10 protein-coding genes and 3 pseudogenes are annotated in these 14,802 nt (G+C 45.0%); 10 read left to right on the top strand and 3 right to left on the bottom strand.

Translation table 11 applies throughout. The annotated features are described in order from the left end of the window. Window positions 1-224: 224 nt before the first annotated feature. The 7 genes and pseudogenes from glmU to spoVT all read left to right on the top strand — a co-directional run bounded on the left by glmU (window position 225) and on the right by spoVT (window position 9,127). Entirely contained in the window at window positions 225-1,589 is a 1,365-nt protein-coding gene (glmU, locus tag EPH95_RS10580) for a bifunctional UDP-N-acetylglucosamine diphosphorylase/glucosamine-1-phosphate N-acetyltransferase GlmU (RefSeq protein ID WP_142089790.1), read from the top strand. A gap of 71 nt (window positions 1,590-1,660) precedes the next feature. Continuing rightward, window positions 1,661-2,611, top strand: a complete 951-nt coding sequence (locus EPH95_RS10575) for a ribose-phosphate diphosphokinase (RefSeq protein ID WP_142089787.1) — start codon at window positions 1,661-1,663, stop codon at window positions 2,609-2,611. Window positions 2,612-2,741: 130 nt separating this feature from the next. Then, on the top strand, window positions 2,742-3,377 hold the full coding sequence (locus EPH95_RS10570; protein WP_142089785.1) for a 50S ribosomal protein L25/general stress protein Ctc: 636 nt from the start codon (window positions 2,742-2,744) through the stop codon (window positions 3,375-3,377). Window positions 3,378-3,625: 248 nt separating this feature from the next. Next, the gene (gene pth, locus EPH95_RS10565) at window positions 3,626-4,186 is read left to right on the top strand and encodes an aminoacyl-tRNA hydrolase (protein ID WP_142089782.1); all 561 of its coding nucleotides are present in this window, start codon (window positions 3,626-3,628) and stop codon (window positions 4,184-4,186) included. A 105-nt stretch (window positions 4,187-4,291) separates the two neighbouring features. Continuing rightward, complete coding sequence (locus tag EPH95_RS10560; RefSeq protein ID WP_227004133.1) at window positions 4,292-4,522, top strand: anti-sigma-F factor Fin; 231 nt, start codon at window positions 4,292-4,294, stop codon at window positions 4,520-4,522. Window positions 4,523-4,695: 173 nt separating this feature from the next. Then, window positions 4,696-8,243: pseudogene (gene mfd, locus EPH95_RS10555) on the top strand (transcription-repair coupling factor). Between the two features lie 345 nt (window positions 8,244-8,588). After that, a pseudogene (gene spoVT / locus EPH95_RS10550) lies at window positions 8,589-9,127 on the top strand (stage V sporulation protein T). 385 nt (window positions 9,128-9,512) lie between these two features. On the opposite strand, the gene EPH95_RS18835 reads toward spoVT, so the two are convergent. Together EPH95_RS18835 and EPH95_RS10545 are read right to left on the bottom strand one after the other, a co-directional pair. Continuing rightward, window positions 9,513-9,881 (bottom strand): hypothetical protein, encoded by a 369-nt coding sequence (locus tag EPH95_RS18835; protein WP_160141720.1) that lies wholly within the window; start codon window positions 9,879-9,881, stop codon window positions 9,513-9,515. Window positions 9,882-10,050: 169 nt separating this feature from the next. After that, window positions 10,051-11,298 (bottom strand): IS4 family transposase, encoded by a 1,248-nt coding sequence (locus tag EPH95_RS10545; RefSeq protein WP_142089778.1) that lies wholly within the window; start codon window positions 11,296-11,298, stop codon window positions 10,051-10,053. 270 nt (window positions 11,299-11,568) lie between these two features. Here EPH95_RS10545 and EPH95_RS10540 point away from each other — a divergent pair, with 270 nt between their 5' ends. Beyond that, window positions 11,569-11,748 (top strand): hypothetical protein, encoded by a 180-nt coding sequence (locus EPH95_RS10540; protein WP_142089776.1) that lies wholly within the window; start codon window positions 11,569-11,571, stop codon window positions 11,746-11,748. 267 nt (window positions 11,749-12,015) lie between these two features. After that, entirely contained in the window at window positions 12,016-12,945 is a 930-nt protein-coding gene (gene thpD / locus EPH95_RS10535; RefSeq protein ID WP_142089774.1) for an ectoine hydroxylase, read from the top strand. Window positions 12,946-13,336: 391 nt separating this feature from the next. On the opposite strand, the pseudogene EPH95_RS10530 reads toward thpD, so the two are convergent. Next, window positions 13,337-13,869, bottom strand: a pseudogene (locus EPH95_RS10530) (cob(I)yrinic acid a,c-diamide adenosyltransferase). A gap of 274 nt (window positions 13,870-14,143) precedes the next feature. On the opposite strand from EPH95_RS10530, the gene EPH95_RS10525 reads away from it, so the two are divergent. Next, the gene (locus EPH95_RS10525; protein ID WP_142089772.1) at window positions 14,144-14,695 is read left to right on the top strand and encodes a cysteine hydrolase family protein; all 552 of its coding nucleotides are present in this window, start codon (window positions 14,144-14,146) and stop codon (window positions 14,693-14,695) included. Window positions 14,696-14,802 lie beyond the last annotated feature (107 nt).

Below are 14,802 nucleotides of genomic sequence, written 5' to 3'. Positions count from 1 at the left end.
TGTACAGGGTCTTTTATGTGAGAAGGACAAAGAAAAACAGCTTCACTACGGGGGGGGACCGTGCTATTTTCTCACCTTGAAAAGTCCCGTTTTTTAGGATATATTCGTAGTATAAAATGAACATTTATCGAAAATAAACAGAAGCATAGAAGTGGAAGCAAAGGTTTTCGTTTTTCCCACCTCTAACCTCTCACTTCCAACTTCCAGCATTGGGAGGGCATCGGATGGACAATCGATATGCAATCGTTCTTGCAGCAGGCAAGGGGACACGTATGAAATCAAAAAAACCAAAGGTTTTGCATGCCGTAGGCGGCAAGCCGATGGTTTCCCATGTAGTCGAGCAAGTGCAGGCCGCCGGTTTTGAACAAACCGCCGTAGTGATTGGTCACGAAGGCGAACAAGTGCAACAAGCCTTGGGAAATGAGGTTGACGTTGTCTGGCAAACCGAGCGTTTGGGGACGGGGCATGCCGTTAAGCAGGCTGAACCCCTGCTTGGAAATAAAAAGGGCGTAACGCTAGTGATAAGCGCTGATACGCCGATGATTTCAGCCGTTACTATGCAAGCGCTCAGCGACCACCATGAGCACAGCGGTGCGGCGGTAACCGTTTTAACTGCTCGTGTGGAGGATCCCACGGGACTCGGACGTGTAATTCGCGATACGCGGACGGGGGATGTGGAAAAAATCGTTGAACATAAAGATGCAACCGCCAAGGAACGGGGGATATCTGAAATCAATACAGCCACCTATTGCATTGATAACGAAGCGCTTTTTTCTGCGCTTGAAGAAGTTACCAATGATAATGCCCAGCAAGAATATTATTTGCCGGATGTCATTGAAATTCTCAAAACACGAGGAGAGAAGGTCTCGGCTTGGGAAACGCCCGATGCTTCCGAGGCGCTGGGGGTTAATGACCGTGTGGCATTGGCGGATGCCGAAAAAGTGATGCAAAGGCGAATCAATGAATATTGGATGAAGCAAGGCGTTACTTTTGTGGACCCTGACTATACATATGTGTCCGCCGATGCAGAATTAAGTCCTGATACGACGCTTTATCCGGGGACGATATTACGCGGGCAAACCGTGGTTGGAGAAGGCTGCGTCATCGGTCCCCACTCGGATATCAGCGATAGCGCCATTGCAGGCTTTACGACGATCAATCAATCGACGGTTTGCTCAAGCGCCATTGGGGAACACGTTCATATTGGCCCATTCGCGCATATTCGACCGGAAACGAACATCGCTAATGGGGCAAAAGTGGGCAACTTCGTGGAAATAAAAAAATCAAATATCGGGAAAGATTCGAAAGCGAACCATTTGAGCTATATCGGAGATGCCGACGTTGGCGAGGACGTCAACCTTGGATGCGGCGCGATTACCGTCAATTACGACGGAAAAGAAAAACATTTGACGACCATTGAAGATGGATCGTTCATCGGTTGCAACGCGAATCTTATTGCACCGGTAACCGTCGGAAAAAACTCATTTGTTGCCGCCGGGTCAACGATTACTGAAAATGTGCCCGGAGAAGCGTTGTCCATTGCACGATCACGTCAATCGAATAAAGAAGGTTACATGAAAGATAAATAAGCGGCCTGAAAAGCAAAGGGATGGGCTTTACAGTCGCACCACCCTCATTCAATTCGAAGGAGAATGGAAACATGTCCATGTATAATGATCCGACCTTAAAAATCTTTACACTTAACTCTAACCCGAAGCTTGCCGAAGAAATCGTCAAGCATGTCGGTGTTGAATTGAGTGAAACGTCCGTCAAACGATTCAGCGACGGTGAAGTGCAAGTGAACATTGAAGAGAGCATTCGCGGGTGTGATGTTTACCTCGTTCAATCTACATCCGAACCGGCAAACGAGCACCTCATGGAGTTGCTCATCATGATTGATGCTTGTAAACGGGCATCTGCAAAAACAGTGAACGTGGTCATTCCATATTACGGGTATGCGCGTCAAGACCGAAAGGCACGTTCCAGAGAACCGATCACGTCCAAACTGATTGCTAATTTGCTAGAAAATGCAGGAGCAACGAGAATTTTAACCCTCGATTTACACGCCTCGCAAATCCAGGGCTTTTTTGATGTTCCGGTTGATCAGCTGTTGGCAACACCGCGCTTTGCCTCTTATTTTAAAGAGAAAAACCTGGAGGACATTGTGGTTGTTTCCCCGGATCACGGAGGGGTTGTGCGGGCCAGGCAGATGGCCGATCGCTTGGACGCGCCGATTGCCATTATTGACAAGCGTCGCCCGCGTCCGAACGTCGCGGAAGTCATGAATATCGTCGGGGAAATTGAAGGAAAAACCGCCATTATTGTTGATGACATTATCGATACAGCCGGAACGCTTCAATTGGCGGCAGAAGCGCTTATTGAGAAAGGGGCGCAGCGTGTGTATGCTTCCTGCACGCATCCGGTCCTGTCCGGGCCAGCGATATCACGCGTTCAAGAATCGAAACTCGAGGAACTGGTGGTCACCAATACGATTGCCCTCCCCGAGGAAAAACAAATCCCGCAGATTACCCAGCTATCTGTCGGTTCGTTAATCGCAGATGCAATTATACGGGTGCACGAACAAACATCGGTGAGTTCTCTTTTCAATTAAAACATGTTGCATAGATCCCCATCTAATGCTATTATATCGTATTAGAGTGCGTGTGCTTCCATTGAGAGAGAAAAATTAACGCTTGTACGCGTAATAACATATGATTACGAAAAATAGTTGAGGTGAAAGTATGGCAATATTAGAAGCGAATAAAAGAGAAGATTTGCGTCGTTCCGAAACACGAAAGTTAAGGGCTGAAGGCTTTGTGCCGGCTGTTTTGTATGGAAAGGAAACAGATAGCACACCCGTGTATGTTCCAAGCATTGCATTCACGAAGATGTTGCGTCAGGTAGGGCGGAACGGAATTATTGATTTAACGATCAATGATGGAAGCAAACATCAAGTGATGGTGCATGATTTGCAACAAGATGTTATAAAAGGGCACAACACACACATTGATTTTTTTGCAGTGGATATGACTTCCGAGATGGATGTCGAGGTCGCGGTCAACCTTGTTGGGGACGCACCGGGCGAATCCGAAGACGGAGTGCTTTCCCATATGCTTTATACAGTTTCGGTTCGCGCGCTCCCGAGGGATATTCCGGAACAAATTGATGTTGATGTCAGTGAGCTTAATATTAATGACTCCATCTTAGTGGGCGACTTAACAGCTGGCCAAAACTATGAATTCAGCAGCGAAGCGGAAGAAACGATCGTTGCAGTTCTCCCGCCGACCGAGGAGGAACCTGAATCCGAAGGCGGCGACGAACAAGAGCCTGAACTCGTAGACAGTGAAGAAAGCGAAGACGCAAACGAAGACCAGTAATAAGAAGCGCGGAGTGAACAGGCATAGCCTAAAGGTTATGCCTTTTTTACACGATTAGTCCCGGAGGTAATTCCGGAAACCAGATATCGGATGAGCATTCGCTTTGCTTCCTGAAAAAGGGCTTACTGGGGGGACTGACATCTACGTCACTAGTGTTAGCATTGTACGGACGGTTTTTAGCCGATCTCCTTATCTGAGGGAGATAATTTATCTGTGAGGTTGGGGCACTCCTTTAAGGAGGTTTACATTTGAAATTACTTGTTGGACTCGGCAATCCCGGGTTAAAATATACAAAGACACGCCATAACATTGGGTTTATGGTGATGGATGATCTAGCAAAAGAATTGGGCGTCAAGTTAAAAAAACATAAGACGTTCCATGGTGAATATAATGAATGGACCGTTAACGGGGAACGTATTTTGTTATTAAAACCATTAACGTATATGAATCGATCCGGGCAATCTGTTCGGGCGGTGATGGATTATTTTGACATCGATCCGGCGAATATCCTCATTATTTATGATGAACTTGATTTGCCCGTTGGAACGGTGAAGTTTCGGAAAACAGGCGGACATGGAGGGCACAATGGTCTCCGATCCATTATTGATCATGCGGGGACGAAGACGTTTAACCGCGTGCGAATTGGCATAGGTCGGCCATCCGAAGGGAAATCGGTAACGGCACATGTGCTTGACCGTTTTAACAAAGAAGAGCGTTCGGATATGGAACAAGTGCGACTGGATGTTACAAAAGCTTGCAAAACTTGGACGGAAAACGATTTTGATCACGTCATGAATCAATACAATTAAAACTCACATCCCACCTCTTGCCTCCCACAACCGGATGTGTGTATATCTCCGTTTTCAATCGTTGACACTATAGGTAAGTGTGAACGGAAAGGAGCACGGCTGTTGATGGCCTTTTATTATCAATGCAGGCAATGTGGAACGGAGATAGGCACCATTTCAACGTCAGAGGCAAAGCAGCGGGATCTTGGGTTTGAGGTCCTCTCTCGGCGAGAGCAAGAAGAAATGATGCAAGTGGATCAAGCGGGTCATGTCCATGTGGACATTCTCTGTGAATCCTGTCATGAGGCAACAGCACTGAACCCCGAGCTTCATGAACAAAATCGTTGGGTTCATTAGATGACTTAAAAGAAAGGCTTTGGACGTTCTCCAGAGCTTTTTCGGACGTTCTCCGAGAGATTCACGGAAAGATACGTTTAAGAATAGTTTGAAAAAAGATGGGTGAATCGTCATCTGGTTTCGATCTCGCCATACGGAGAGAAATGAGTTGAAGCAGGGGAGGAATCGCGCTCATGAAGGCGATTGCACAGAAGCTGGTGGAGAATAAGCATATTGAGAGCATAGAAGATGGCTTGGAAAATGGGTTGCACGAACAATTGTTGACAGGCTTGAGCGGATCCGCGAAAACGATCCTGTCATCTGCGCTTTATCATATGGGACGAAAACCGCAAGTGCTTGTTACCTATAATTTATTGCAAGCCCAAAAATGGCAAGAGGATTTAAGTGATTTACTTGGAGAAGAAAATGTATATTTATACCCTGTGAACGAGTTGATATCCGCAGAAATTGCGGTTGCCAGCCCGGAAATGAGAGCACAGCGCATGGAGGTTATGAATGCGCTTTTTACTGATTTTCAAGGGATAGTGATCGTGCCAATTGCAGGCCTTAGACGGTTGCTGCCGCCAAAAGCGGTTTGGGGAAAGAGTCAAATATCCCTTCATGAGCAAGATGACTTGGATGTTGAAGACTTGTTACAGCGTTTTTCCTCGATGGGGTATTCACGTGTAGACATGGTTTCCGCGCCCGGAGAGTTTAGCGTGCGCGGGGGATCATTGATGTCTATCCGTTAACCGAAAAACATCCGCTCCGTATTGACTTATTCGATACCGAAATTGAATCCATTCGTTACTTTAATGCGGAAGATCAGCGTTCGTTGGAAAGAATACGCCATGTTCAGATCGGTCCGGCAGATGAAGTTGTTTTGTTTGATGAACATTGGAAGCAAGCATACGAGAACTTGGATGCAAATTTGGACGAGACCATGAAACAAGTGAAAGACGCGGAAACGAAGGATCTATTGAGGCAGAAATTGTCGCATGAGCGCGATCAATTAAAAGAGCAGATACGCTTTCAGGGCCTATATAAATACATGACGTATTTTTATACGGAAGTAAATACACTTTCGGACTATTTGCCTGAAAATACGCTTGTATTGTTTGATGAAATTAGTCGTGTGCAGGAAACAGCAGAACAATTGGATCAAGAAGAAGCAAATTGGCAAGTGGCGTTATTGGAACAAGGAGATGCCCCGCGCGGGATACGAGTGTCTGAATCTTTCCAAGATGTGCTAAAGGCTATTCGGCAGCAAATCATCTACTTTTCATTGTTTTTGCGGAGTGTCCCGGCTACTCAACCGCAAAACATCGTTAATGTTAACTGTAAGGCTATGCAGCAATTTCACGGACAGATGCCTGTATTGCAGGGAGAAATAAAACGATGGATGAACGGGGATTTTACGGTTGTTTTTATGGCTGCCGATGAAGAGCGAGGCCGTCGTTTGCAACATATCTTGAGCGATTATGAGATCGACGCGGAATTGGTGGCTCGTGATACGGAATTGCAAAATCGGCGTGCGTATATCATGGAGGGGGATTTACACAACGGCTTCGAACTTCCCTTCGACCAACTTGCCGTTATAACGGAACGGGAGACATTCACGAAAAAGGTTACTCGTAAGCGGAGACAGCAAAAACTATCAAATGCAGAACGTATTCAGAGTTACTCCGAGCTGCACGTAGGAGACCTTGTCGTTCATGCCGAGCATGGAATTGGAAAGTACTTAGGCGTCGAAACATTGGCTGTTAACGGACTGCATCAGGATTATATCCATATTTCATATGCAGGAAATGACAAATTGTACGTCCCGGTAGAGCAAATTGACCAAGTACAAAAATATGTCGGTTCCGAGGATAAAGATCCCAAGATTCATAAACTTGGAGGGCAAAATTGGAAAAAAACCAAAAGGAAAGTACAGTCTTCCGTTGAGGATATTGCGGATGATCTCGTTAAGCTGTACGCGGAGCGCGAGGCATCCCAAGGGTATGCTTTTTCCGCGGATGATCAGGAACAGCGAGATTTTGAATCAGCTTTTCCTTACCAGGAAACCGAGGATCAGTTAAGGGCGATTAGTGAAATTAAAGAAGATATGGAGCGGGAACGTCCGATGGATCGTCTCTTATGCGGGGACGTGGGTTATGGGAAAACGGAAGTTGCCATACGCGCTGCTTTCAAGGCGATTATGGACGGGAAGCAAGTAGCGCTGCTCGTTCCGACGACGATCCTTGCCCAACAGCATTTTGACACATTTTCCGAACGTTTTTCCGATTATCCCATCAACATTGGGCTTCTTAACCGTTTTCGCACGCGCAAACAACAAAACGAAACCCTTCGTTCGTTAAAAACCGGCGGACTTGATTTAGTGATCGGAACGCATCGGTTGCTGTCCAAAGACATTAAATTTAAGGATCTCGGTTTATTGATCGTCGATGAAGAACAACGTTTTGGGGTGACACACAAAGAAAAGATTAAACAGTTGCGAGCCAATATTGATGTGCTCACGCTTACCGCGACTCCGATCCCGCGAACGCTTCATATGTCAATGCTCGGAGTACGTGATTTATCCCTTATTGAAACCCCGCCGGAAAATCGTTTTCCCGTGCAAACGTACGTGCTTGAATACAATCCGTCTCTCGTCAAGGAAGCGATTGAACGTGAATTAAGCCGCGGCGGGCAGGTGTTCTTTTTGCATAACCGTGTAGATAATATTGAACGAATGACCGAGCAGATTTCCATGCTCGCCCCCGAAGCCGAAGTTGCTTATGCCCACGGTCAAATGCAGGAGCAAGAATTGGAAGCGGTCATGATCGATTTTCTCGAAGGGCATAAAGATGTGTTGGTAACAACAACCATTATTGAATCCGGTGTTGATATCCCGAACGTAAACACATTGATTATCAATCATGCCGATCGCATGGGGCTTTCCCAACTTTACCAAATCCGTGGCCGGGTCGGGCGTTCAAATCGGGTCGCCTATGCCTATTTTTCATATCAGCGGGATAAAGTGCTTACGGAAGTTGCAGAGCAGCGCTTACAAGCGATTAAAGAATTTACGGAACTCGGGTCTGGTTTTAAAATCGCCATGCGGGATTTATCGATCCGGGGAGCCGGGAATTTGTTGGGAGCCGAGCAGCATGGCTACATTGACTCTGTAGGTTTCGACATGTATTCGCAAATGCTGAAGGAAGCGATTGATAATCGCAAAGAGGGACAAGAAAAAGCAGGAACGGAGCATTCCGATATCGAACTGGATGTGAAAGTAGAAGCTTATCTTCCGGAGGATTATATCAAAGATGCCAAACAAAAAATTGAAATGTACAAACGTTTTCGCGGCATAGAAACGTTTGACGATTTAAGCGATTTAGACGATGAAATGATCGATCGTTTCGGCGAATATCCGGATGAAGTTCGTTCCCTGTTCTCCATTTCAAGGATTAAACTTTATGCCCAGCAAGAAGGGGTAGAGTCGATTTCGGAAAGCAGCGGCAAATGCACGATTATGCTTTCAGAAGAAACATCCGATGGGATCGACGGAGCCTTGTTATTTAAATTCGTCAATGAGTTGGGCAGAGATGTCGTTGTCGGAACCGAAGGGAAGAAAATTAAACTGATCATCCATGCCAAACGGTTATCTTCAGCGGTTTATGTCTCTTTGCTTGAACGTATTCTCGCCCGGATTCCGGAAGTGAGGAAAGATTATATGTCAGAATCGGTTTCTTCGTGAAAACAGAATGTGAGCCATCGTTAGTTAAAGCGACCAAACACAGACTGCATGACGTTTTCATGCGGTCTGTTGCGGCTTTGGGTTGGATTCCTTATTTTCCTGCGCTATACAGATGAATGCTGATTTTGCCAGGTGCGGTGTGCGTATGTAAAATTTCTTTTATTATGGGTGAATAGTTCTTTTTTGGATGACGGATACTACCAGTAATCACGAAGTGTTCGAAAAGAGGGAAGCGACCCGATAGCGGTACGAGTACAGAAAGTGGACCCGCGAGCAAGTTCTATTTTTCCTTCCTTTTTGAACAACCTCTAAAAGAAAATTCATCCAAGAAAGAGAGGCATCTGCATGAAAGCTACTGGTATTGTCCGTCGAATCGATGATTTGGGCCGGGTGGTCATTCCAAAAGAAATAAGGAGAACGCTTCGCATACGTGAAGGAGACCCATTGGAGATTTTTGTCGACCGGGATGGGGAAGTGATTTTAAAGAAATACTCCCCTATTTCCGAGCTCGGTGATTTTGCGAAGGAGTATGCCGAAGCATTGTATGATAGCTTGGGACATCCGATCCTCGTTGCCGACCGTGATTCTTACATTGCTGTATCCGGGGATCCAAGAAAGATTATGCCCACAAAAGCATTGGTGATATTGTGGAAAATGCAATCAACAAAAGACAAACGATGGCAGAATTTGAACATGGGGAATACAACCTTGTCAGTGACCATCGCGATGCAATGCAAGGGTATGTCGTTGCGCCGATCATTGCAAATGGCGACCCGATTGGAGCGGTTGTCATGGTAGCAAAAGATCAGGCTCCGGATGAACAGGTTGCCCGTACGCTCATTGAGACCGCTGCCGGTTTTCTCGCGAGACAGATGGAGCAATAAACATCACCATGAGCCTCTTTCTCTCTAACGCTGCCTTCTTATATTCCTAGAATAAAAAAACTTGGCTTTCCGCCAAGTCTAAATGGCGGAAGCCTTCGTTTTTCTTATATTCTGATCGTGCAAAAAACAGCCGACGGGCTCTTTACAAGATGCCGGCTGTTCCAGTATCATGAGCTAATAACATAAAGCTTGACCCCAAATATCATACTTGGAGCAGGCTCGTCATTGGGCCTGCTTCGCATTCACTGGTTATTTTCACGAATATTAAGATATTTAAAGAGCGAGCGTTTAGAATGATGTGGTAGAGTCAGTATGTCTGCGAAGGTAAATTCAGCTTATCGGGCAAGGTATTAGGTTACCGAATCCACCACATCATGGAGGTTATTTATTTATTTATTTTGCGGAAAAAGCGTCTGAATTTTTTGTTCTGACGTTTGGACTTCGTAGTTTTTATTTTATGCGCATTTTCCCGAATGTTTTCACCTGCCTGTGCCTTTTCCTGTTCGATAAGGTCTTTCTCGAGAAGTTCCCGTCCCTTTGTATAAATCAACATAATAATGTTCCTCCTCTCATTTCTTGTATTATTCTTACTATTCATGTGCAAAAACAGGTGATTGTACTTGCTTGTTTTGTCATCCCTTTCTTTGAATAGATTTTGCGCATTGGGGGCTATATTCTTGATGTAACGCAATATTACCACATGATTATTCGCTTTGAGAAGAGGGGATGCTTGGAAATCATAATTTTTGATCATTAGCGTTGCATAAAATCCACTAAGAAATGTCAAGTGCTCTCTGAATTTATTAACATATTATTACGCATATTCAGATATATACTTCTGGATGTTTTTTGAAAAAAAGCTAAGGGGGTGGTGGCGGTCGTCCACGATCCACATTATCAGAAGATATCATGATTTCTAAAAATTATCCACAGTGAATATCTGCATATAAAGCCTCCGCGCTTTCCATTCCCTCCTTCTCCACAAGCTCGACAAACCGCCGGAATTCCCTTTCAGGGTCGGATCGTTGCCGTCCTTTGCTCGTTCGCGTAGGCTTGCGATGCAGATGTTTCACCAGTTCTTGGAAGGGCTTGAAGCAATTATCCCGTACACAGAGCAACAGATGGAACAGCGATTGTGTACAACCTGTCCGTGCCTGAAGAAGCCGAAGCAAGCAATAAGTGATTAATGCCATCCAAATTTGGTTATACACAGCATTGGGGCTCGTTCCGTAAAACGATTGGATTTGTAAGTGCTGCTTGGCCCATTTGAAAAAGAGTTCAATATGCCAGCGCTTGCGATAAAGCTCGCCTAAGTCCTCGGTCTCATACGCTTTGTCGTTTGTGATGAGTTGAATGAGATTGCCTTCACTGTCATGCGTTTCAATTAAGCGCAGGGGATGCTTCATTTTCTTTTTCCCGCCGCCTAACCGAATACGAGCATGACGGGTAATGGGGCCGTCCGGATTCACCGGAAGTTCTTCGATCACATCGAACACTGCATTGCTTTTGACACGGGTGATGAATCGAATATTGATGTCCGGGTCACAGTACCGATCAAAGGCTTCATAATCATTGTAGCCACGATCAAACAAGTACAGAGCGCCTTCTTCCGTGATCAGCTCATTCATTTCCGTACGATCGGCATGAATGGCCGGCTTGAGAACAGCGTCCTCTGGTGCGGTTCCATCCGGAAGACAAGCCACCTTCATATGAATTTTCAGGCCGCCCTTTCCCTGTTTGGGACGATAGGTCGCCCATCGACAGAGGGAAAGGCAGAGCGGAATGATTGAAGCATCCACAAGATAGATGGGGCTCATCACCTGCAAGCGATCACGAGGATGAATCTCTCGCTTCATTCGGCTCACGACATCGGTAAATAAGGCCTGATTAACATCGGAATCTATGGTACGAGACCGACGCGAAAGCTGCGAAGCACTGATTGAAGAAAGATTCAAGCATTTTTGGAGTTCTTCCTTGTTGTTGAGTTTTAACGCTAACTGCTTGCCGCTCGGAATTTGCTCAATCTGGGCAAAAATCATCAAAGCGACCCATTTTTCAAACGTAAATTTCTTAACGTATCGATCTAAGCCTAAAAATTCCTGCAATATCTTCGTGATATTTAATGGGTGTAAGGCTTCTTTAAATGTGGTTGTTGTGGTATCCTTGTCCATGTGAGCTCCTTATAGTGAGAGATTTGGACGTGGACCACCGTTCCCTCTCATTATAAGGTTTTTTTATGATTTTTTGGTCAGAAATCCCATGAATTTTTTATCGGATTTCGAGTCATTTTGCTTGACAAGTAGTGTTTTGCTTTAATGCAAAGCTAGTGATTTTTGATATGATTTTTAATGAGCGGCAGATGGACAGGGGTGAGCTGCAGCGTTTGACGAATGCTGCATGCGGGTAAAATAATGATATCTTAAACGGGAGGAATGAGAAAGATGGCCACTTATGATGTCAAAGTATCACTGAAAAACGGGCATGTGATTCAAGTGCAAGAAGAAGGCGAAAGTGAAAATGAAGTTAAGAACGAATTTATGGGGGAAAGCGGAACGTACAATAAAAACGGTGTTTCCTTTTATAAAGAACATGTCATCTCGGTAGAAGTATCAGAGCATTAAAAAAGCGCCTCACGGGCGCTTTTATTTTTGGATATACGGGGAAAAATAATTGAAAAACTATTAGGATAATAAAGAAGGGTGCTAGAAAGTGCTAGTAACAGCTATAAGCTGAAAAAATCCGGTGATTTTGAATACAAAATTTCACAGAATCGCTTACGAAGGAAAGAAGCGTCACATCGTTTATAAGTCGTTTGCGCCGATAAGCCTTACCTATTAACATGGGAATTGGAAGTTGATCAAACTTAAATGAATGAAGGGGTGTTTGTAATGCGTACAGATTTTTATCCGTCTAGGGTAGGCAGTGAGGCTAAACTAATCAAGCGTGAAGATCCGGTCATTCATAATCGAGGAAAGTTTGATGGACCGCTTAACGCTTCCGATCTCGACGCGTATGAGGAAAACGGTTTTCTCATGTTGAACGATGTGTTTTCGGAAGATGAAGTGGATATTATGGCAGAACAACTGAAACGAACATTAGAAAATGCTAAAGGGGAAAAATCGGATACGGTCGTTACTGAGCCGGAAGGCGATGAAGTCCGATCCATTTTCGAAGTGCACAAGAATAATGATTTCTTCAGTAAACTGGCTTCCAATGAACACATTGTAAAAGCCGCGCGTCAACTGCTCGGCAGTGACGTATACATCAACCAATCCCGTATTAACTTCAAGCCGGGTTTTAGCGGCAAAGAGTTTTATTGGCATTCGGATTTTGAAACATGGCACGTGGAAGATGGAATGCCGAAGCCGAGAGCAGTAAGTTGCTCTATTATATTAACCGACAATTACGAATATAATGGACCTTTAATGCTTATCCCCGGCTCCCATAACTGGTTTGTGTCTTGCCCGGGTGAAACGCCGGAGAACAATTACGAACAATCCTTGCAGAAACAGGAGCTCGGTATTCCTGATAAAGAGAGTTTGACGCAGCTGTTTGAAAAAGCCGGGAAACGTATTGAAACGGCTACCGGGAAAGCGGGCATGGTCCTGTTTTTCGAAAGTAACACCATGCACGGGTCCGCCGGCAACATTTCCCCATTACCGAGAAGCAATGCGTTTTTCGTTTTTAACTCTATCCAAAACCAATTGGAAGAACCATTCAGCAACGCTTCGAAACGACCGGAATTCCTTGCAAACCGAGAAGGTATTAAACCGATCGACCCCCAACCTACTTTCGAAAAAGAAAAAGTGACAACGTAATAGCTGGAGAAGGCCGCCCCTCGGTGGATGGGTGGTCTTTTATTTTTCTGAAGAGAATTATAAAAATTAATAGAAAACGAACGGCTCCAGTGTAAGGGTTTAGCCAGCAGCAGCCACATCTTACTTGGATCTTCTCTTCTGCAAATCGGGGGAAGCCATCGACATAAAGCGTTTGTTATTTTTCGCCGGACCCTAAGTATCTACGTATAATTCCTCCGCTAAGATCGTGCATCCAATAAATCATTTTATTTCCCGGGAAATGTTCGTTCATTCACATAAACTTATCAGCCGGATGATGAAAGGGTTGCTTCAGGCAATTGTTGAGGGTGCGGCCGGGCCTCGGTGTCAAAGCTCGCTTCGGTTTTCGTATGGGGCACCGGCGTTTTGCAACTTACCTTTCTTCATCCTCTCCTTTCCCAATGTTTCTGAATACCTTCCCCCCGCGCTCGTATTCGATATCTGGTTGGTTCGCGCGAGCGTTTGCAACGCGAGAGATGGTAAATAAATAATCGGAAAGTCGGTTCAGGTATTTCAGGACAAAAGGGTTGACCCTTTCCAGGGTTGCCAGCTGGACGACACGCCGTTCCGCGCGGCGCACAATCGTGCGTCCCACGTGAAGGTAGGCAGCACTCTGAGTCCCCCCAGGATGTTCACCATTTCTTTGTTTATTTTATAAGTGTTCTTTTTATGTTTTTCTTGATTGAAGCTTAAATCACTGCCGCAATCAAACAATGCATGTTGAACGTTGATGAGCCCCGTTTTGATATCGGTTTCATTTTCCGTTAAGAAGGCGATCGCCAATCCAAGGAAACTGTTCGCTTCTTCAATGGTGCCGTACGCATCAACTTTTACATTTGATTTTGAAACACGTCCTCCTACGATCCCAGTTTCTCCATCGTCACCTGTTCCAGTATATATGGTCATTTTTTCACCTCGAATGGGAATTTTCTTTCGGTAATTTTAAAAGTTTTGTGCATGTTTAGCAAATGGTTGTATGTGTTATGGCATGATTAAAGGAGGGGTATTCAAAGGAAAGAAAGATAAAATGAAGGGCGATGCGCAAAATGCTCGTGCCCCCGAAGGGAATACTTTTGCATTTCTGACGGGGGTTTAATAATACAGCTAGAGGAGAAAATAAGAAAATCATGCGTGATTCATTTATGTAAGGGGAATAGGGGCTAATAATGGAGGGGTATCCGTGCAGCTATCAAATACAGCGTTACTGCTCATTGATTTTATCAATAATTTAGATTTTCCGGAAGGCGAGCTCCTGCGTCCGCAAGGAGAAGAAGCTGCCAAACAGGCAAAAAAACTGAAGGCAAAAGTGAAGGAACAAAACCTGCCTGTTATTTACGTTAACGATAATTATGGGCAATGGAAACAAAGTTTTCAGGGAATCGTGAAATTTTGTACGGATGAGCGGTCAAAAGGCAAGAAAATGTCGGAAACAGTTTTGCCGGAAGAAGACGATTATTTCATATTGAAGCCCCAGTTTTCCGGATTTTTTGAAACGCAGTTGGAACTGTTGCTCGAACAATTGAAGGTGCAAAACATCATTCTCGCCGGTGTAGCCGGTGATAAATGCATTCATTTCACGGCCAATGATGCTTACATGCGGGGGTATAGCATTTATGTGCCGAAAGATTGTACGGCCTCCAATTATGAAGCATCAAATTCCCGCGCATTGTTTTTGATGGAAGACATTATGGGCGCGGACACGACCAGGTCCACCCACATGGAACTCCCTTAATGGAGGGTTATAAAAATGATGGCACGCTTTATTTCACACGATCCCGCTCAGTCGCTATGAAATGATCAAGGAGCCTGAGTTTTCGCTAATTTTCAGCCGCTGCCCCG

It is taken from the genome of Salicibibacter halophilus (assembly GCF_006740705.1).
Lineage (GTDB): Bacteria > Bacillota > Bacilli > Bacillales > Marinococcaceae > Salicibibacter > Salicibibacter halophilus.
Note: the sequence above shows the minus strand (reverse complement) of the source record. Positions and strands in the feature narration are given on the sequence as shown.

Excerpts from the sequence above, each read along its gene's own strand:
- EPH95_RS10575 (WP_142089787.1), top strand. The coding sequence starts at position 1,661 with ATGTCCATGTATAATGATCCGACCTTAAAAATCTTTACACTTAACTCT.
- EPH95_RS10540 (WP_142089776.1), top strand. The coding sequence starts at position 11,569 with ATGGCCACTTATGATGTCAAAGTATCACTGAAAAACGGGCATGTGATT.
- EPH95_RS18835 (WP_160141720.1), bottom strand. The coding sequence starts at position 9,881 with ATGATCAAAAATTATGATTTCCAAGCATCCCCTCTTCTCAAAGCGAAT.
- glmU (WP_142089790.1), top strand. The coding sequence starts at position 225 with ATGGACAATCGATATGCAATCGTTCTTGCAGCAGGCAAGGGGACACGT.
- thpD (WP_142089774.1), top strand. The coding sequence starts at position 12,016 with ATGCGTACAGATTTTTATCCGTCTAGGGTAGGCAGTGAGGCTAAACTA.
- EPH95_RS10570 (WP_142089785.1), top strand. The coding sequence starts at position 2,742 with ATGGCAATATTAGAAGCGAATAAAAGAGAAGATTTGCGTCGTTCCGAA.
- EPH95_RS10545 (WP_142089778.1), bottom strand. The coding sequence starts at position 11,298 with ATGGACAAGGATACCACAACAACCACATTTAAAGAAGCCTTACACCCA.
- EPH95_RS10560 (WP_227004133.1), top strand. The coding sequence starts at position 4,292 with ATGGCCTTTTATTATCAATGCAGGCAATGTGGAACGGAGATAGGCACC.